Annotated in this window: 13 protein-coding genes and 1 pseudogene; 9 read left to right on the top strand and 5 right to left on the bottom strand. The window is 71.8% G+C overall.

The window, feature by feature from the left end:
• The first annotated feature begins 54 nt into the window (after positions 1-54).
• Complete coding sequence (locus AB0F82_RS35610; RefSeq protein WP_362635241.1) at positions 55-1059, top strand: MerR family transcriptional regulator; 1005 nt, start codon at positions 55-57, stop codon at positions 1057-1059.
• On the opposite strand, the gene AB0F82_RS35605 is transcribed toward AB0F82_RS35610, so the two are convergent.
• The 3 genes from AB0F82_RS35605 to AB0F82_RS35595 all read right to left on the bottom strand — a co-directional run bounded on the left by AB0F82_RS35605 (position 1050) and on the right by AB0F82_RS35595 (position 5091).
• Entirely contained in the window at positions 1050-2426 is a 1377-nt protein-coding gene (locus AB0F82_RS35605; protein ID WP_362635238.1) for a cryptochrome/photolyase family protein, read from the bottom strand. The genes AB0F82_RS35610 and AB0F82_RS35605 overlap by 10 nt on opposite strands.
• On the bottom strand, positions 2423-3991 hold the full coding sequence (locus AB0F82_RS35600) for an SDR family oxidoreductase (protein WP_362635235.1): 1569 nt from the start codon (positions 3989-3991) through the stop codon (positions 2423-2425). Before AB0F82_RS35600 ends, AB0F82_RS35605 begins: the two co-directional genes overlap by 4 nt.
• A gap of 101 nt (positions 3992-4092) precedes the next feature.
• Positions 4093-5091: a GlxA family transcriptional regulator gene (locus AB0F82_RS35595; protein WP_362635232.1), complete on the bottom strand. Its 999-nt coding sequence runs from the start codon at positions 5089-5091 to the stop codon at positions 4093-4095.
• A gap of 205 nt (positions 5092-5296) precedes the next feature.
• Between AB0F82_RS35595 and AB0F82_RS35590 the strand changes: the two genes are divergently transcribed.
• On the top strand, positions 5297-5890 hold the full coding sequence (locus AB0F82_RS35590; RefSeq protein ID WP_356814276.1) for an isochorismatase family protein: 594 nt from the start codon (positions 5297-5299) through the stop codon (positions 5888-5890).
• 871 nt (positions 5891-6761) lie between these two features.
• Here AB0F82_RS35590 and AB0F82_RS35585 read toward each other — a convergent pair.
• On the bottom strand, positions 6762-7121 hold the full coding sequence (locus AB0F82_RS35585) for a zinc ribbon domain-containing protein YjdM (RefSeq protein WP_362635230.1): 360 nt from the start codon (positions 7119-7121) through the stop codon (positions 6762-6764).
• Positions 7122-7221: 100 nt separating this feature from the next.
• On the opposite strand from AB0F82_RS35585, the gene AB0F82_RS35580 reads away from it, so the two are divergent.
• Both AB0F82_RS35580 and AB0F82_RS35575 read left to right on the top strand, forming a co-directional pair.
• Complete coding sequence (locus tag AB0F82_RS35580; protein ID WP_362635228.1) at positions 7222-8850, top strand: AMP-binding protein; 1629 nt, start codon at positions 7222-7224, stop codon at positions 8848-8850.
• 132 nt (positions 8851-8982) lie between these two features.
• Positions 8983-10194, top strand: coding sequence for a serine hydrolase domain-containing protein (locus tag AB0F82_RS35575; protein ID WP_362635225.1), 1212 nt, complete (start codon positions 8983-8985; stop codon positions 10192-10194).
• A gap of 34 nt (positions 10195-10228) precedes the next feature.
• On the opposite strand, the gene AB0F82_RS35570 is transcribed toward AB0F82_RS35575, so the two are convergent.
• Entirely contained in the window at positions 10229-10531 is a 303-nt protein-coding gene (locus AB0F82_RS35570; RefSeq protein ID WP_362635223.1) for a hypothetical protein, read from the bottom strand.
• 273 nt (positions 10532-10804) lie between these two features.
• On the opposite strand from AB0F82_RS35570, the gene AB0F82_RS35565 reads away from it, so the two are divergent.
• The 5 genes and pseudogenes from AB0F82_RS35565 to AB0F82_RS35545 all read left to right on the top strand — a co-directional run bounded on the left by AB0F82_RS35565 (position 10805) and on the right by AB0F82_RS35545 (position 18428).
• Positions 10805-12868 (top strand): galactose-binding domain-containing protein, encoded by a 2064-nt coding sequence (locus AB0F82_RS35565; protein ID WP_362635220.1) that lies wholly within the window; start codon positions 10805-10807, stop codon positions 12866-12868.
• A 140-nt stretch (positions 12869-13008) separates the two neighbouring features.
• Entirely contained in the window at positions 13009-13656 is a 648-nt protein-coding gene (locus AB0F82_RS35560) for a TetR/AcrR family transcriptional regulator (RefSeq protein ID WP_362635217.1), read from the top strand.
• Positions 13657-13968: 312 nt separating this feature from the next.
• A pseudogene (locus AB0F82_RS35555) lies at positions 13969-15777 on the top strand (DNRLRE domain-containing protein); the annotation flags it as partial.
• Between the two features lie 267 nt (positions 15778-16044).
• Positions 16045-17928 (top strand): amidase domain-containing protein, encoded by a 1884-nt coding sequence (locus AB0F82_RS35550; protein ID WP_362635276.1) that lies wholly within the window; start codon positions 16045-16047, stop codon positions 17926-17928.
• A complete protein-coding gene (locus AB0F82_RS35545; RefSeq protein ID WP_356814274.1) occupies positions 17925-18428 on the top strand; it encodes a hypothetical protein in 504 nt (167 codons plus the stop codon). Before AB0F82_RS35550 ends, AB0F82_RS35545 begins: the two co-directional genes overlap by 4 nt.
• The last annotated feature ends 150 nt before the right edge of the window (positions 18429-18578 follow it).

Raw genomic sequence — 18578 nt, 5'->3', positions numbered from 1 at the left:
GCCCGTGCACGCTTCGGCACCACTCGCATCGGTTGTGCGTCGCATCATGGACCCATGACGGAGTCCGCACACGGCTTGACCACGGGGGCGGTGGCCCGCCGGCTGGGGGTCGCCCCGACGACCCTGCGTTCCTGGGACCGGCGCTACGGCATCGGACCGGCCGCCCGCGAGGACGGCCGGCACCGGCGGTGGACGCCCGAGGACGTCGCCGTCCTGCGGGAGATGTGCCGGCTGACCTCGTCGGGGATCCCGCCCGCGGAGGCCGCGCGGGCCGCTCTGGCGGGTCCGGCGCCCGCCCCGCCCGCCGACCGGGAACCGCTCCCCCGGCCGGCCCGCCCGCCCGGTTCGGGCAACGGCCTGCCGCTGGGCGCCGTACGGCAGGAGTGCCGCGGGCTGGGGCGGGCGGCGGTACGTCTCGACGCCTGGGCCGTGGACGACATGCTGGCCTCCGTGATCGCCCAGTACGGCCTGGTCACCGCCTGGGAGGAGGTGATGGCGCCGACCCTGCACGCCGTGGGCCGCAAATGGGAGACCTCGGGCGACCGGTACGTCGAGGTCGAGCACCTGCTGTCCTGGCACGTGTCGAGCGCGCTGCGCCGCGCCTGCGGGCCCCCGCCCTCCGGGTCGAGGACGGGTGTGCCCCCGGTGCTGCTCGCCTGCGTGCCGGGCGAGCAGCACACCCTCGCGCTGGAGGCGCTGGCCGCGGGGCTGGCCGAACTGGGCCTGCCCACGCTCATGTTCGGGCCGGCCGTGCCGCCCGAGGCGCTCGACCAGGCGGTCCGCCGGACCGGTCCCGCCGCGGTCGTGCTGTGGTCCCAGGCCCGGTCGACCGCGAATGCGCCGCTGGCCCGGCACGTGGCCGACACCGTGTGGGGCGTCCGGGGCGCCCGCGCCCGGCCCGCCGTACTGCCGGCGGGCCCGGGCTGGGCCGGTCAGCCCCTCGCCCCGGGCACGCTGCGGCCCGGCGGGCTGCGGGACGCCCTGGCCCTGCTGCGCGGGCTGTGCGACACGGCGGCGGGGGCGGGGGCGGGGCGGCCCGCCGCCCCGGGTCAGTCCTGACCACGGGCCCTGCGGAAGCGGGCCAGCCCGTCCGGGAGTGTGATCAGCGGATCGGGATAGCGGTCGTACCGGGCCCGTTCGGGACCGTCCAGCTTCCACGGCTCGTGGATCCGGGGCCCCTGCAGCCCGGCGAGTTCGGGCACCCACCGGCGTACGTACGCGCCCTCCGGGTCGTAGCGCTTGCCCTGGATCACCGGGTTGAGGACCCGGTTGGGGCGGCTGTCGGTGCCGGTGCCGGCCATCCACTGCCAGTTGAGCTGGTTGTTGGCGACGTCCCCGTCGACCAGCAGGTCCAGGAAGTGGCGGGCTCCGGCGCGCCAGTCGATGTAGAGCGTCTTGGTCAGGAACGAGGCGGTGAGCAGCCTGCCCCGGCCGGGCATCCAGCCCTCGTGGGCGAGTTGGCGCATGGCCGCGTCCACGACGGGATAGCCGGTACGGCCGTCCTGCCAGGCCCGCAGGTCGGCCTCCGCCTGCAGGCCGCTCCGCCATCGGTCGGCCCGGGTGCGGTAGTCGGCGTCCGCGAGGGCGGGGCGGGCGGCGAGCAGCTGGTGGTGGAAGTCGCGCCAGCAGAGCTGCCGTACGAAGGCCTCGGCGCCCGCTCCACCCCGGTCGCGGGCGCGGTGCACGGCCTCGGCCGCCGACAGCGCGCCGAAGTGGAAGTACGGGGAGAGGCGGGAGGTGGTGTCCGCGGCGAGGTCGTCGTGTCCCTCCTCGTAGGCGTCGGCGTACCGGTCGAGCCAGTACGCGAGCCGCTTGCGGCCCTCTTCCTCGCCTCCGGTGACCAGGCCCGCCGAGACGGCTCCGGCGGCCGGCCGGAGGGGCAGGGCCTCGGAGCGGATGCCGGGCGGCACCAGGACCGCGCGCGGGGCCGCGAGCGGCGGGCGCAGCCGCTCTGCCGACCAGCGTCTGAAGTACGGGGTGAACACGGCGAAGTGATCGGATCCGGTCGGTGTCACGGCGCCGGCCGGCAGCGCCGTGACGACCGCGTCATGGACGTACAGGCGGCGGCCGTCGGCCTCCAGGGCCCGGCGCAGCCGCTGCTCCCGCCGCAGGGCGAAGGCACTGCACCCGGCGGCCATGTGCACCTCGTCGGCGTCGGCCTCCCGCACGACGGCGCACACTTCGGCGACGGGGTCGCCCGAGCGGACGACGAGCCGGCCGCCCCGCCGGCGCAGCCCCTGGTCGAGGTCGGCGAGGCAGTCCGCGAGGAAGGCGAGGCGGTTCGGCGGGGCGAAACCGGCCCTGTCCACCGCCGGGTCGCGGACGAAGAGCGGGACGGTCTCGTTGCGCGGGCCGAGCGCGGCACGCAGCGGCGGATGGTCGTGGACCCGCAGGTCCGAGGTGAACAGGACGACCGACACGTTCATGATTCCGCTCCCGGGGTGGGGCCTCCGGCGGGGTGGGGCCTTCCGGCCGTCGCTTCCGCCGTGCGCGCGATGTTGCGGGCCATGCCGCCGAAGACGAGGGCGTGGAAGGGCGAGACGCTCCACCAGTAGGCGTGGCCGGCCAGGCCGCGGGGGTGGAAGAGCGCCCGCTGCCGGTACCGCGTGCGGCCCTCGTCGTCGTGCTCGGCGTACATCTCCAGCCAGGCGAGGCCGGGGAGCCGCATCTCGGCGCGCAGTCTGAGCAGGCGCCCGCGTTCGATCTCCTCGACCCGCCAGAAGTCCAGGGAGTCGCCGATCCGCAGGAGGGTGGCGTCGCGCCGGCCCCGGCGCAGTCCGACTCCTCCGATGAGGCGGTCGAGCCAGCCGCGGACGGCCCAGGCGAGCGGGAAGGAGTACCAGCCGTTCTCACCGCCGATGCCCTCCACGACCCGCCACAGCGCCTGGGGCGGAGCGTCGACGATGCGCTCGCGGACGTCGGTGTAGAGGCTGCCGCCGGCCCAGTCGGGGTCGGTGGGCAGCGGATCGCTGGGCGTGCCGGGCACGGAGGCCGAGGACCAGCGGGTGTCGACCTGGGCGTCGCGGACCTTCTGGAGGGCGAGCGAGAGCGCCCTGTCGAAGGAGATCGGAGTGCCGGGCGGATCGGGCACCCAGTCGGCGATGTCGTGCTCGTCGCAGACGACCTCGTACTTGAGGGACTCCGCGAGCGGGCGGGCGATGGACCGGGGCACGGGGGTGACCAGGCCGACCCAGTGGCTGGACAGGCGCGGTGTGAGGACGGGCACGGGCAGGATCAGCCGCCGGGGCAGTCCGTCGACGTCGGCGTAGCGGCGCATCATGTCGAGGTAGGTGAGGACTTCGGGGCCGCCGATGTCGAAGGCCCGGCTGACGTGGCCGGGCATGGTGGCGCTGCCGACCAGGTAGCGCAGCACGTCGCGGACGGCGATGGGCTGGATGCGGGTGCGCACCCAGCTGGGGGTGACCATCACGGGCAGCCGCTCGGTGAGGTACCGGAGCATCTCGAACGACGCCGAGCCGGAGCCGATGATGACGGCCGCGCGGAGCACGGTCGTGGGGACCCCGGAGTCGAGGAGGATGCGGCCGACCTCGGCGCGGGAGCGCAGGTGGGGCGAGAGGTCGCGGTCGGGGACCCCGCGCGGGACGAGTCCGCCGAGGTAGACGATGCGGCGTACGCCGGCGGCACGGGTCTGGTCGGCGAAGGTGCGCGCGGCCCGGCGGTCGGTCTCCTCGAAGTCGCGCCCGCTGCCCAGGGCGTGCACGAGGTAGTAGGCGACGTCGACGCCCCGCAGGGCGGCGGCGAGCGACGCGGCGTCGGTGACGTCGCCGCGGACGATCTCCGCCTGCCCCGCCCAGGGGTGGTCGCGCAGCTTCTCGGGGGTGCGCGCGAGGCACCGGACGCGGTGTCCGGCGGTGATCAGCTCGGGGACGAGCCGGCCGCCGATGTAGCCGGTGGCGCCGGTGACCAGGCACAGCGATCCGGGGGGCCGCGGGCCGGGAGGCCGGGCCGGGTGCCCTTGGGTGTCGGTCATGGAGGTGCTCCGTTCCGCCGTCGACCGGGGTGGTTCCCTGATCTCTTCCGCGATCGCGGGCGGGACGGATGCACGGGGTAGGCCGGTTGGGCGTGCGCTCTTCAGCGGACCGGGGAGCGGAAGCGGTTGCGGTACTCGGTGGGGGTCGTGTCGAGGGTGCGGCGGAAGGCCCGGATGAGGGTGTCCGTGGTGTTGAAGCCGCAGGTGGACGCGATGCGGTCGAGGGTGGCGTCGGTGGATTCGAGCTGGTTGCGCGCCACCTCGACGCGGGCCGATTCGATGTAGGCGGCCGGGGTCGTGCCCAGTTCCGTCTTGAAGATGCGGGTGAGCTGCCGTTCGCTGACGTGGGCGTATTCGGCGAGGTCGGCGACGGAGAGCCGTCCGGCGATGTTGCGCGTGACGTAGTGGCGGAGGTCCTCCGTGCGCCGTGTGGTGGACAGGGGTGCCAGGGGGACGCTGAACTGGCTCTGTCCGCTCGGCCGTTTCAGGTACATCACGAGCTGCCGGGCGACGCGCAGGGCGACGGCCTCCCCGAAGTCGTCGGCGACGAGGGCGAGGGACAGGTCGAGGCAGGCGCTGATGCCCGCGCCGGTCCACACGTCGCGGTCGCGGATGAAGATCGGGTCGGCGTCGACCTCGACCGCGGGGTGGTCGGCGGCGAGCTGCTGCGCGGTCGACCAGTGGGTGGTGGCGCGCCTGCCGTCGAGGAGTCCTGCCTCGGCGAGGATGTGGGCTCCGACGCAGACGGACGCGAGCCGCCGGGTCCGGCCGGCGAGCGCCTTCACCCGGTCGACGACGGCGGGGTCCGCGACGGCGCGTGCCCGGCCGGTGTTGTCGATCTCGACCGAGCCCGGGACCAGCAGGGTGTCGATGCTCCTGCCGGACAGCTCCAGGTCCGTGAAGGTCGTGTCGGGCAGGATCCGGACGCCGGCTGAGGTGGTGACGGGGTCCGCGGTCTCGGCCGCGAGGACGACGTCGTAGCCGTCGGCGCTGCCCACTTCGCGGCGCAGCAGGGCGAAGACCTCCGGCGGGCCGGTGACGTCCAGGAGGTCCACACCGTCGAAGAGGACGACGACCACGAACCGTGCGGCGCTGTTCACGGGGTCTCCGTTCGGTCGGCCGGGGAGGCCGGAATGCTCTCGTGCGGCATGTCTGTTTCTGCAAGTCGGATGACATTGCAGACACTACCCGGGGCTCATAGCGTTCATGGCACGGCCGCCGCACGATGCGGCCGGAACCTTCCGACATGACGCCCGAGGGGGCACCTCCATGACCACGACCGCGCCCGTGACCACGACCGCGCCCGTGAACACGACCACCCTGCGCGAGCTCAACGGCCTCGACCAGACCCCGGCTCCGCTGGCCGGGGCGACGCTGATCCTGGTCGACTACCAGAACACCTACACCCGCGGCGTGCTGGAGCTGACGGGCTGGGAAACCGCCCTCCACGCCGCGGCCGACCTGCTGGCCCGCGCCCGGGCCGCCGGCACGAAGATCGTCCACGTGCAGCACGACGGCGGCGCGGGGACCCCGTACGACATCCGCGAGGACATCGGCCGGATCCACCCCCGGGTGGCTCCCCTCGACGGCGAGAGCGTCGTCGTCAAGACGGCCGCCCCCAACGCGTTCGTCGGCACCGACCTCGGCGAGATCCTCGACGCCGCGGGCAACGAGCACGTCATCGTCGTCGGGTTCATGACCCACATGTGCGTGGCTTTCACCGCGGAGGGCGCCTTCCTGCGCGGCAACCGCCCCACTGTGGTCGCCGACGCCTGCGCCACCCGGCCGCTGCGCTCGGCGGTGGCCGGGCTGCCCGCGGAGCAGGTCCACCACGGCGCCCTCGCGACCATCGCCGACCTCTACGGCGTGGTCGTGCCTACTGCCTCGGACCTGGGCTGAGGCACGGGGCGGCCGGCCCTCCGCGTCAGAGTTCCTCGCCGAGCGGCAGCCGGTGGATGCCCGGCAGGTAAGCGTCGAGCTCCCCCGGCGTGAAACCGGGTCATGCCCCGCACGTGCCAGAGCCCCCGGCCGTCGCCCGTCGTACTTGCAGCCGCCGGGCGGTGTCAGGGCCGTCCAGCCGTCCGCCACGCCCATCAGCGTCGCGCGCAGCGACGGCGGTTCTCCGTCCGCCGGGATGCTCCACATTCGCTGCTCGGGCATCGCCCGCCGGGACCCGCGGGCTCGCCCGCCCGACCGTGTACGTCACCGCCACGCGGGACCGGGAGTTCCCGGGCACCGCCGAGGCCGGCTTCACCCACCCGCCCGAGGCCGTCTACAGCGCCTGCGCGGCGCGAACGCCGAGCTCGACCAGGTGGCCCGTCCGCATCGTCCCCCTCCCGCCGCCTGTGACGCCCCGGCTGGTGTGTCGCGACCCGCTTCCACGGCGTGGTGCTGTCCCCCACCAGCTCCATGCAACGCGCGCAGTCGCGGACCGACATCAACCACCCGATGTCCTTCGACCACCCCGTCGACACGCCCCGGGCATGCTGCTGCTGGAGGCCGTACGCCAAGCCGTACGCCAGGCCGTGCGCCCCTCGCGCGCCTTCACCGCGCCCTGGCCTGCCCCAGGGGGTGTCCGCAAAGTCCCGCCGGTCCCGCGGTGCCTGGCACCGCACCTCGCCATGCTCGCTGTCGGGCGCGCCCGGGTACGTCCGGTACCCGGGCGGTCGGCGCTGCCTTGCGGACACGCCCCCCACGCGTACGACGAAGGCGCCTGCCCGGCCTCCGCCCGGCAGGCGCCTTTTCCATGCCACGGATCCCCCAGGTCTCCTCAGACCTTGCGGACCACACGGGACTTGAGCTGCATCTGCCCGAAGCCCTCGATCCTGCAGTCGATGTCGTGGCCGTCCACGCCGTCGACGAGGCGGATGTTGCGCACCTTGGTGCCCGCCTTGATGCCGGTCGGACTGCCCTTGACCTTCAGCCCCTTGACGACCGTCACGGTGTCGCCGTCGGCCAGCACGTTCCCGACGGCGTCCTTGATCACCCGCTCCTCGGGCGCCTCGGCCGGTCCGGCGCCGGCGGTGAGGGGCCACTCGTGCCCGCACTCGGGGCAGATCAGCAGCGAGCCCATCTCGTAGGCGTAGGCACCCGCACACTCGGGGCAGGCTGGCAAGAGGTCCTCAGTCACCCCATCAGTATATTTCAGGCGCCATCGCCCCAGATCGCCCCGTCCATCCGCCCGCCCGTCCGCCCGTCCGCCCGCCCGTCCGCCCGTCCAGGAGGTCCATGTGTCTGCCGCATCGAGTTACGCGTCCGGGTCCTGCGAAGTGCCGTTGCTCGGTGACACCATCGGCGAGAACCTGGACCGCACGGTGCGGAGGTTCCCCGATCGCGACGCCCTCGTCGACGTGGCCGCCGACCGCCGGTGGACGTACGCGGAGCTGGCCGCCGATGTCGACGCCCTCGCCCTCGGGCTGCTGGACCTGGGCATCGTGAAGGGCGACCGCGTCGGGATCTGGGCCCCCAACCGCGCGGAGTGGACGCTGGTGCAGTACGCCACGGCCAAGATCGGGGCGGTCCTCGTCACCGTGAACCCCGCCTACCGCTCCCACGAACTGGAGTACGTACTGCGGCAGTCCGGCATCCGGCTGCTGGCCGCCGCGGACCGCTTCAAGACCTCCGACTACGCCGCCATGATCGAGGAGGTCCACCCGCGATGTCCGGACCTCGAGTTCGTGGCCCTGCTCGGAGGGCACCTGTGGGACTCCCTGCTGGAGCGCGGCCGCCGGGGCGACCCGGCCGACCTGGCCCGGGCACAGGCCGCGCTGAGCCCCGACGACGCCATCAACATCCAGTACACCTCCGGGACCACCGGATTCCCCAAGGGCGCGACGCTCCCGCACCACAACATCCTCAACAACGGCTTCTTCGTGGGCGAGCTGTGCCACTACACCGAGCAGGACCGGGTCTGCATCCCCGTGCCCTTCTACCACTGTTTCGGCATGGTCATGGGCAACCTCGCCTGCACCAGCCACGGCGCGGCCATGGTGATCCCCGCGCCGGCGTTCGACCCGGTGGCCACCCTGGCCGCGGTGGAGTCGGAGCGGTGCACCTCGCTCTACGGCGTCCCCACGATGTTCATCGCCGAGCTGGCGGAGCCCGCTTTCGACTCGTACGACCTGTCCGGCCTGCGCACGGGGATCATGGCGGGCTCGCCCTGCCCGGTCGAGGTCATGCGGGAGGTCATCGAGCGGATGGGCATGACGGAGGTGTCCATCTGCTACGGGATGACGGAGACCTCCCCGGTGTCGACGCAGACCCGCGCCGACGACTCGGTCGAGCGCCGGGTGTCCACCGTGGGCCGTGTCGGGCCGCACCTGGAGGTGAAGGTGGTCGATCCGCGGACCGGGCGGACGGTGCCCCGGGGGGAGCCGGGCGAGCTGTGCACCCGCGGCTACTCGGTGATGCTCGGCTACTGGGAGGAACCGGAGCGGACCGCCGAGGCCGTCGACGCGGCCCGCTGGATGCACACCGGCGACCTGGCCGTCATGGACGACGACGGTTATCTGAGCATCACCGGCCGGATCAAGGACATGGTGATCCGCGGCGGGGAGAACCTCTACCCGCGCGAGATCGAGGAGTTCCTCCACACACATCCGGACGTCCTCGACGTCCAGGTCATCGGGGTGCCCGACCCCAAGTACGGCGAGGAGCTGATGGCGTGGGTGCGGATGCGCGAGGGGGCCGAACCGCTGACCGCGGACGCCGTCCGCGCGTACTGCGCCGGCCGGCTCGCCCACTTCAAGATCCCGCGGTACGTGCACGTCGTGGACGAGTTCCCCATGACCGTCACCGGGAAGGTCCGCAAGGTGGAAATGCGCCAGGAAGCCCTCCGCCTGCTGGAGCTTCCTTCATAGGACAGCGCGTTGCGGCTCACGCCGCCGCCGCTCCTGATCGATGATCTTTCTGGGCCCGTCGCGGTCGCGCCGTCCGGCCGTCCGCGACGCCCCGCCCTGTGCCGCCGACTGACCACCGACCAGAGGAACACCGTGCCGCTGCCCGTGCACCGACGTCTCGCCCTGACCGCCGCCCTGCTCGCCGTGACGGCCGCCGTCACCCCCGCGGCCACCGCCCAGGCGGCCGGGACCGCGGCCCCCGATCTCGAAGCGCTGACCCGGGCGCTGCGCAACACGACGGCCGCCGGAGCGCCCGGCGCCATGGCCCGCTTCAGCGGCCCCGGCGGGGTCCGCACCCGGGCCGTCGGCCTACGTGACAAGGCCACGGGCGCGGCCATGGACCCGCGGGCCCGCTTCCGGATCGGCAGTGTCAGCAAGACCTTCTCCTCCGTGGTCCTGCTCCAGCTCGTCGGGGAGAAGAAGATCGACCTGGACACGGCGGTCAACCGCTACCTGCCCGGCCTGCTGCCCGACGACCGGATCACGGTGCGCCATCTGCTGACCCACCGCAGCGGACTGGCGGACTACACGGACGCCATGTTCGAGCAGACGGTCCCCGGCTTCGAGGCCGTGCGCAACCGGGTGTTCAGCCACCAGGAGCTGGTGGACCTCTCACTGCGCGAGCCCAGGACCACCGAGCCCGGCGTGGCGTACAAGTACTCGAACACCAACTTCGTCGTCGTCGGCATGCTGATCGAGAAGGCCACCGGCAACCGGGTGGGCAAGGAGTACGAGCGGCGCATCTTCAAGCCGCTGGGCCTGCGCAGCACCGCGTACGTGCATCCCGACACCGAGATCAAGGGCCTGCACGCCCGCGGCTACCTGCACCCCGACGAGGCGGGCGCGCCGCTGGTCGACTCCACCGAGCAGACCGTGTCGTGGGCCCAGTCCGCCGGTGCGGTGATCTCCAGCCCGGCCGACCTGAACACCTTCACGTCGGCGCTGCTCGGCGGCCGGCTGCTGCCGCCCCGGCTGCTGGACGCCATGGTGACCGCGACCCCGACCGACGCCACGAACACCCGGTTCTACGGACTGGGTCTGCGCCGCTACGACCTCTCCTGCGGCACGTCGGTCTACGGGCACACGGGCACGGTGCAGGGCTTCTACACCTACGCCTTCTCCACGCGCGACGGCCGGCGCAGCCTGTCCGCGATGGCGAACACCTCGAACCGCGGCGAGGCCAACACGGCGCTCGGCGGCACCCTGGAAGCCGCGTTCTGCGGGAAGCAGACCGAGAAGAAGGGCGCGCGCGGCTTCGGCTTCGCGCCGGCCGAGACGGACCTGCCCGAGCGCAACGCGCGCTGACGCCCACCCGGCGGACCCGCGCCGGCCCGGCGCCTCAGTCGGTGCCCACCGCGTCGTCGCACGCGGGGCAGACCCGGTCCGCGTACTCCGTGTCGTACCACGTCGCGCCGGGCTGCCCGGCGGGTTGCCCCGCCTGCCCCGGCTGCGGCGGGGCGGCCCGCATCGCGAAGGTGTCCCTGCCGCAGAAGGTCCGCGGACCGGGGACACCGGACATCCCGGGCGCCGCGGGCGCCGCGTGCACGCGCACGACGACCGCCTCACCGCCGCCGTCCACGGTCCCGTCGGGGTGCGCCGCCACCGGCTCCTCGACCTCGTACACCACCGCCATCGCACTCATGGCTCGACGGTAGGCCGTCCCGGCGTCTCCGGCCGACCGGCCACGCCGGACCCCGCCCGCCCGTACCGCCACTCCCCGAGCGGAGCTACTGACGTAGGCTACTGACGGATCATCAGGTCATCCGTCCCGGACTCTTGACTCTGTCGGCGCCAGTGGCGATTCTCGGATCACCGTTTGCGGGTTCATGACAAATCAGCTCTCCCGTGTGGCCGTCGCGTCCCCGAACGGGTCCGGCTCCTCCACCGCGCCATCCGCTGACCGAAGACGTGAGTGATGACCATTTCCCGACACACGCACCACAGGCGCAGCCCCCTCGCGGTCCTGTCATTGCTCCTCGCCGTGGTGGCGATGGTGCTCGGCCCCGTGCCCAGCTCCGCCGCCGACCCCGGCTGGTGGAATCCGGTGGCGCGGCCCGCACCCGACTCCGACATCAACATCACCGGCGAACCGTTCAAGGGCACCGACTCCCAGGGCCGGGTGCGCGGTTTCGTCGACGCGCACGACCACCTGATGTCCAACGAGGGCTTCGGCGGCCGCCTCATCTGCGGCAGGCCCTTCTCCGAAATGGGCGTGGCCGACGCGCTCAAGGACTGCCCCGAGCACTACCCGGACGGCACCCTGGCGATCTTCGACTTCATCACCAAGGGCGGCGACGGCAAGCACGACCCGAACGGCTGGCCGACCTTCAAGGACTGGCCCGCCCACGACTCGCTGACCCACCAGCAGAACTACTACGCCTGGGTCGAGCGCGCCTGGCGCGGCGGCCAGCGGGTGCTCGTCAACGACCTCGTCACCAACGGCGTGATCTGCTCGGTCTACTTCTTCAAGGACCGAGGCTGCGACGAGATGACCGCCATCCGCCTCGAAGCGCAGAAGACGTACGACATGCAGGCCTACATCGACAAGATGTACGGCGGCCCCGGAAAGGGCTGGTTCCGGATCGTCACCGACTCCGCCCAGGCCCGCGAAGTCGTCAAGCAGGGCAAACTGGCTGTCGTCCTGGGCGTCGAGACCTCCGAGCCGTTCGGCTGCAAGCAGATCCTCGACATCGCGCAGTGCAGCAAGGAGGACGTCGACCGCGGCCTCGACGAGCTGCACAAGCTGGGCGTGCGCAGCATGTTCCTCTGCCACAAGTTCGACAACGCCCTGTGCGGCGTCCGCTTCGACCAGGGCGCGCTCGGCACCGCGATCAACGTGGGCCAGTTCCTGTCGACCGGCACCTTCTGGAAGACGGAGAAGTGCACCGGCCCACAGCACGACAACCCCATCGGGCTCGCGGCCGCTCCACAGGCGCAGAAGGAACTTCCGGCGGGCGTGTCCGTGCCCTCGTACGCGGCGGACGCGCAGTGCAACACCCGCGGCCTGACCGAGCTGGGCGAGTACGCGGTGCGCGGGATGATGAAACGCAAGATGATGCTGGAGATCGACCACATGAGCGTCAAGGCCGCCGGCCGGGCCTTCGACATCCTGGAGTCCGAGTCCTACCCGGGCATCATCTCCTCGCACAGCTGGATGGACGACAACTGGACCGAGCGGCTGTACAAGCTCGGCGGATTCGTCGCCCAGTACATGAACGGGGCCGAGGGCTTCAGCGCGGAGGCCAAGGCCAAGAACGCCCTGCGCGACAAGTACAACGTCGGCTACGGCTACGGCACCGACATGAACGGCGTCGGCGGCTGGCCCGGCCCCCGCGGGGCCGACACCCCGAACCCGGTGCGCTATCCGTTCCGCAGCGTCGACGGCGGCTCCGTCATCGACAAGCAGACCACCGGACAGCGCACCTGGGACCTCAACACCGACGGCGCCTCGCACTACGGCCTGGTCCCGGACTGGATCGAGGACATCCGGCTCGTCGGCGGCCAGGACGTGGTCGACGACCTCTTCCGCGGCGCCGAGTCCTACCTCACCACCTGGGGCTCGTCCGAGAAGCACAAGGCGGGCGTGAACCTCGCCGCGGGCGCGTCCACGGCGGCCAGCTCGGCGGAGTGGAACCCCTTCACGAGCTACGCCCCGTCCCGGGCCGTCGACGGGAACAAGGGCACCCGCTGGGCGAGCGACTGGAGCGACGACCAGTGGATCCAGATCGACCTCGGTGCGGCCCACCTGGTCAAGCGCGTCACGCTCGACTGGGAGCGGGCACACGGGCACGCCTACCGCATCGAGCTGTCGAACGACGGCACCGACTGGCAGTCCGCGTGGTCCACCACCACCGGTGACGGCGGTCTGGACACGGCGCTCTTCACCGGCACCACGGCCCGCTACGTCCGTGTCCACGGCGTGCAGCGCGGCACCAAGTGGGGCTACTCGCTCTACGAGGTCGGCGTCTACAGCAGCTGACGCCGCTCAGCCGACCCATTCAGGTCCCGGGGCCGGGGCCGGCCGGATCCGCCGATCCGGCCGGCCCCGGCCGCCTTTGCCGCGACTGCACCACTGCACCACTGCGCTAGGAACGAACGGAACGAAGGGAACCAGCGCCCATGGCACGCATGCCGTCGGCCGAGCGACGCCGCCAGCTGACCGAGGCGGCGATCCGCGTGATGGCCCGCGACGGCGCCGCCAGGGCGACGACGCGGTCGATCTGCGCCGAGGCCGGCGTGTCCCTGAGCGTCTTCCACTACTGCTTCGAGTCCAAGCAGGCCCTGCTGGAATCCGTGATCGTGGCGATCACCGAGCACGGCATCACCGTGGCGAGGGAGGCCATCCGGCCCCGGGCCACCCTGCGGGAGACCATCCGGGCCGGCTTCCAGGCGTACTGGGACCACGTCGCCGCCAACCCGGGCGAGCACATGCTCACCTACGAGCTCACGCAGTACGCCCTGCGCCGGCCCGGGTTCGAGCACCTGGCGCGACGCCAGTACGAGCTGTATTCCGACACCTACACCGAGCTCATCGAACAGCTCCGCCTGCTCATGCCCTTCGAGCTGCGCGTACCGGTACCCGTACTGGCCCGCTACCTGGCCGCCATGACGGACGGGCTGACCCTCAACCACCTCGTGCTCGGCGACGCCGAAGTCGTGGCGGCCATCCTCGACATGGTCACCGACCATGTCGCGGGGCTGACCGAAACCACGGACGGGGACCGGCCGTCCGTACAGGAGCACACCGGTCCACCGCTCTCCGTTTGAAGGGACCCGCCCGCCCCGCCCGTCGGCGCAGCCGGCGCCCACCTCAGTAGACGGCCTGACGCCGAGCCGCATCTGGAGCCAGATCCAGTCATGGCGTGAATTGCGTCACTGCGACAGAAGTTGTGTCCCGCTTGTCCGTTTACGAGTACGAACTGCCTGGTCAGGGCGCTACGTTGCTCCCCTCGTACCTGGTTCATCGGGTACTCGCAGAAAGACCGAGGAAGTATGGCTACTCGCTTCTCCACGGCAAGACGCCGTGGAAGAGGGCCCTGGGGGACCACCCACTGGATAGCGGGCGGAGCGGCACTCATCGTGACCGCCACCCTGATCCAGAGCTCGCACCCGGCCGGCGCCGCTCCGGCCGAGGCCGCCACGGCCAAGCCCGGCGCCGTGACCGAAGAACTCAACCTCGCGCGCGCCCGGGTGGCCGCGCGGACGGCGGGGCACCGCGTGGAGGCGGTCTCGGAGCGGTCCGAGACGTCCACGACATGGGTCAACCCGAACGGCACGCTCACGACCGAAGTGGCCGCCGGACCGATCCGCTTCTACGACCAGCAGGCACGCGCCTGGCGCGGGGTCGACGTGACCCTGGGCCACGCCCCTGACGGGTCCGTCGCGTCCAAGGCCCATCCGCAGGGCCTGAAGTTGGCCGCGGGCAGCCTCCCGCGGATGGCCAAAGCCGTGCCCCAGGCCGCGCCCCAGGCCGCGCCGTCCGTCAACTACATCAGCACCGACCTCGTCACGCTGGGCGAGGGCGAGCAGCAGATCACCCTCAAGTGGAAGGGCGCCCTGCCGTCGCCGAAGCTCGACGGGGCCCGCGCCGAGTACACCAACGCCGTGCCCGGCGGTGACGTCGTCATCGAGGCCACGCGCAGCGGCTTCGAGCAATTCGTCGAGCTGAAGCAGCGTCCGGCCGGCGGGAACTACGCGTACACCCTGCCGCTGGTGGCCAAGGGCCTGAAGGTGGAACAGCAGGCCGACGGCAGCGTGCAGTTCACCGATCGCAGGAGCAAGAAGACCGCGGTCATGCCGGCACCGGTGATGTGGGACTCCACGGTCGATCCGGTCTCCGGCGAGCACACCCGCAAGGTGCCCGTGGCGATGAAGGTCGTCCAGGGCAAGGGCACGGTCGACCTGGTGGTCACCCCGGACGCGAAGTTCCTCGCGGACCCGGCCACCAAGTACCCCGTGACCGTGGACCCCTCGACCTCCTCGCTGGGCAACGTCTTCGACACCTACGTCCAGCAGGGCGAGACCGTCGACTGGTCGGGCGACACCGAGCTGGACCTCGGCAACCCGGGCACCAAGAACGCGAACGGCACCTTCCGCACGGCGCGTTCGTTCATCACGTGGAACACTGCGCCGATCGCGGACGCACTGGTCTCCGACGCCAAGCTGTCCCTGTGGAACTTCCACTCGGGCAACACCGACTGCGTCGCGCAGCCGTGGGAGGTCTGGGACTCGGGCACCCCGAGCACCGCGTCGCGCTGGACGAACCAGCCCGCCATGGGCACCAAGTACGCCACCTCCACCGAGACCCGCGGCAACCCCGGCTGCGGCTCGGCACCGGACGGCTGGATCAACGCCGACGTGACCACCCTCGTCCAGACGTGGGCGTCCGCAAAGGCGACGCTGTCCAGCATGGGCCTGCGCGCCACGTCGGAGTCGGTCGTCGGGCAGTGGAAGCGCGTCAACTCCGCGAACGCCACCTCCAACCCGCCGAAGCTGACGGTGACCTACAACTACCGTCCGCAGACCGGCACCAAGCAGGAGGCCGGCCCTCCGTTCGTCCAGGACAAGACCCCCGCCTGGCGCGTCGAGACGACGACGCCGATCCTGCGGGACACGTTCGCGGACAAGAACGGCGACACGGTCAACGGCACCTTCCAGATCTTCGACGCCGCCACCAACACCCAGGTCGGCGGCAACCTGGTGTCGCCGTTCGTCCCGCAAGGCACCCCGGCCTCGGTCGTCGTACCGGCGGGCGTGCTCCAGCACGGGCGCATGTACCGCTTCCGCACCTCGCCCTACGACGGCACCCACTACAGCAACAGCTGGTCGCCCTGGTCCAACTGGAGCACCTTCACGGTCAGCCCATTGCCTGACGCCCCGCAGGACATCCAGGCCGGTGCCCAGGAAACCCTGACGCCCATCCTGTCCGCGGTTGTCACGACCCCGGCGCAAACGCGCGTGAGTGCCGAGTTCTCCCTGAAGGACTCGGCCGGCAACCCGGTCCCGAACCTGCCGCTGCCCCCCGTATGGGTGGAGAGCGGCAACCGGGCCGCCCTGCAGATCCCCGAGGGCAAGCTGACGGACGGCGCGACCTACCGCTGGTCCGTGCGCGCCTGCACCAGCACCGGGTGCTCGCCCTGGTCGGCCGAACAGAACATGACGGTGCGCGTTCAGGCTCTGCCTCCGATGCCCGCCGCGCAGTCCCTGGTACTCGGTGACGCCGCTCTCGAGAGTGCGTCGGTCGCCACCGACTGCGCCACGGCGGGCTGCGCCACGCCTCCCGCCGGTCAGCTCCGGCTGGGGACGGCCGACGGCCACTCGTGGGCGACGCGGCTGAAGGCGAACTTCGCCGGGCTCCCCAAGGGGGCCCGGGTCACCTCGGCCAAGCTGTCGCTGAGCAGGGCCGACTGCACCACGCAGTGCGTGGTGCAGCAGCCTGACGTCTTCGAGCTGTCCGCCCCGTGGACCCCGGCGCAGAGCGGCAAGGATCTCCTCACCGCCGCCGGAACCGAAAGCTACGCTTCCCAGATCGCGCTGAACGAGATCGAGTTCGGGATGCTCGTGCAGTCCTGGCTCGACCGCGGCGAGAACGAAGGCCTGGCCCTCACCGTCCCCGGCACGGTGCAGGGCGCCGCATACCACTCGGGTGCGGCGACGGACGCCACCAAGCGGCCCAGGCTCACCATCGAGTACCTGCCGCCGACGGCTCCCGGCGCGGTCAGCGAAGTCGTCGCCACCGCAGGCGACACCGGTCTGCTCGCCACGTGGAACGCTCCCGTCGACGGGGGTGCGACCGGCGAGACCGGCTACGTGGTGAAGGCCGAGAAGAACGACGGCACCGTGGTGGGCACCTGGGAGGGCGCCGCGACCCGTGCGGCCTTCACCGGCCTCGACAACTCCCTGTCCTACCGGGTGGCGGTGACGGCGAAGAACGCCGTGGGCACCGGTCCGGTGTCGCGCTCCGCGTCCGTCCAGGGGGCATCGGTGCCCGGCGGGGCGACCCGCTACAAGGACTACGTCCAGGCCTATCTGAGCGCCCGGGGCAAGCTGGTCACGGGCCTCAGCCTGACCGCCGCCGATGCGGCAGCCGCTTCCCCGCACGGAACCACCTTCGGTGACTTCCTGGGCACGCAGGAAGGCGCCCTCGTCGCGACGCGTGAAGCGCTGGAGGGCAAGGGCCAGGCCTACGTCGGTTCCTCCTCCGCGCTGACGGACACCGTGGTGGCCAAGGGCTCGACGGCCGGACGTGTACTGGTACGCACCACCGTGGTCCAGACGATGACGGTGCGGATCGACGGCGTCGACCAGGTGTCCGAGGACACGAGCACCAAGCGGTTCGTCTTCGGCCTCACAGGCGACGCGGCGAAGCTGGAGAGCGAGTCCGACGACACCAGTGCCGGCCAGACTCTGTCGACCACGGCGACCGCCGGCACCCAGGTCGTCGCCACACCTGCGGAGCCGGGCGCGGCAGACGACTCGGGCGCGCTCACACTCGGCGCGGACGGCTTCCCCGTGGAGGCGCCGGCGGCGCCCGGTGCGCAGCCGGCCGCGTACTTCAACGCGGCGGGCACCGGTGCCTGGGCCTTCCACAACACTGGAGTGAAGAAGGAGTACGACCAGGACTGCACCAATTTCGCGTCGAAGGCCCTCTACTACGGTGGTGGCATGAAAATGCGCACCGGCTGGTACCGGTCGGACAGTGCCTGGTGGAAGAATCCGAGCTGGGCCGTGTGGCCCAAGAACAGTTTCGCCTGGTCGGGGGCGGAGAACCTGCGCCGGCATCTCCTCGGCTACCGCTCCCAGTACTACGTGACCGACGTCAATTCCCTGCGCTCCGGTGACCTGCTCTTCTTCAAGTGGAAGAGGGAGGGGGTGTACAACCACGCGGCGGTCGTGACCGGCAGGGGCCAGGGCCAGGTCAACCTCGCCCAGCACGGCTGGACGAACCACACCACCCTGAACGCGGCCATCGGCCGGTACCGCGGCGGGGACAACCCCATCGTCAGCGTGGTGGCGATCCGACTGGTGAGCACGAATTGAGCACCGCACCGGTGAGGTCGGCGTTCCTGGGCTGTCTGATGGCGGTCTCCGTCCTGACGGGCTGCTCAGCCGGGTCGGACCTCGCCTATGACGACGACTATTCCCAGCACGAACCGCTGGCCGTGGTCGGATACCCGAGCCGAGGGACATTGGAGATCACCCAGCGGGTGGTGTGGGGGATCGCCGACGGCCAGGCGGGCGAACTCGCCGCTCTCGGGACTGACGGGGAACCCCGCAAGACCGCCGAGAACTGGATCGCGGCGTTCGGCCAAGGAGCCCGTGGCAAGGTCACTGCGGATTTCTACGACTCCGGTTCCACCAGGCAGGTGGTCGTGCTGTATTTCCACGACACCAGCCAGATCAAGGAACTCCAGGTCCGGACCGTGGGCGACGACGGCTGGCGCGTGGTCATGGGCCAGCCGGACCCCAAGGACGCCACCGCCGTGTACCCCTGGGTGCCGAAGAAGCCGGGCGAGCTCGGTTCCAGGAGGGAAGGGTGAGCTGACCGGCTTCCGGCCTGCATGAGGGGCGTCGTCCCCGTGGGAGACCACGGGAGGGAGCCCGAGGCGGCGATGGCCTCGACCGTGGCCATCTGGGGCCAGTCCTGCTTCTCGATGCCCAGCTCGCTGACGCCCTGCGCCGCGATCATG

Origin of the sequence: Streptomyces virginiae (assembly GCF_040638905.1) — a bacterium.
In the GTDB taxonomy this organism is placed as follows: Bacteria; Actinomycetota; Actinomycetes; order Streptomycetales; family Streptomycetaceae; genus Streptomyces; species Streptomyces virginiae_B.
This window is presented reverse-complemented; position numbering and strand designations above follow the sequence as displayed.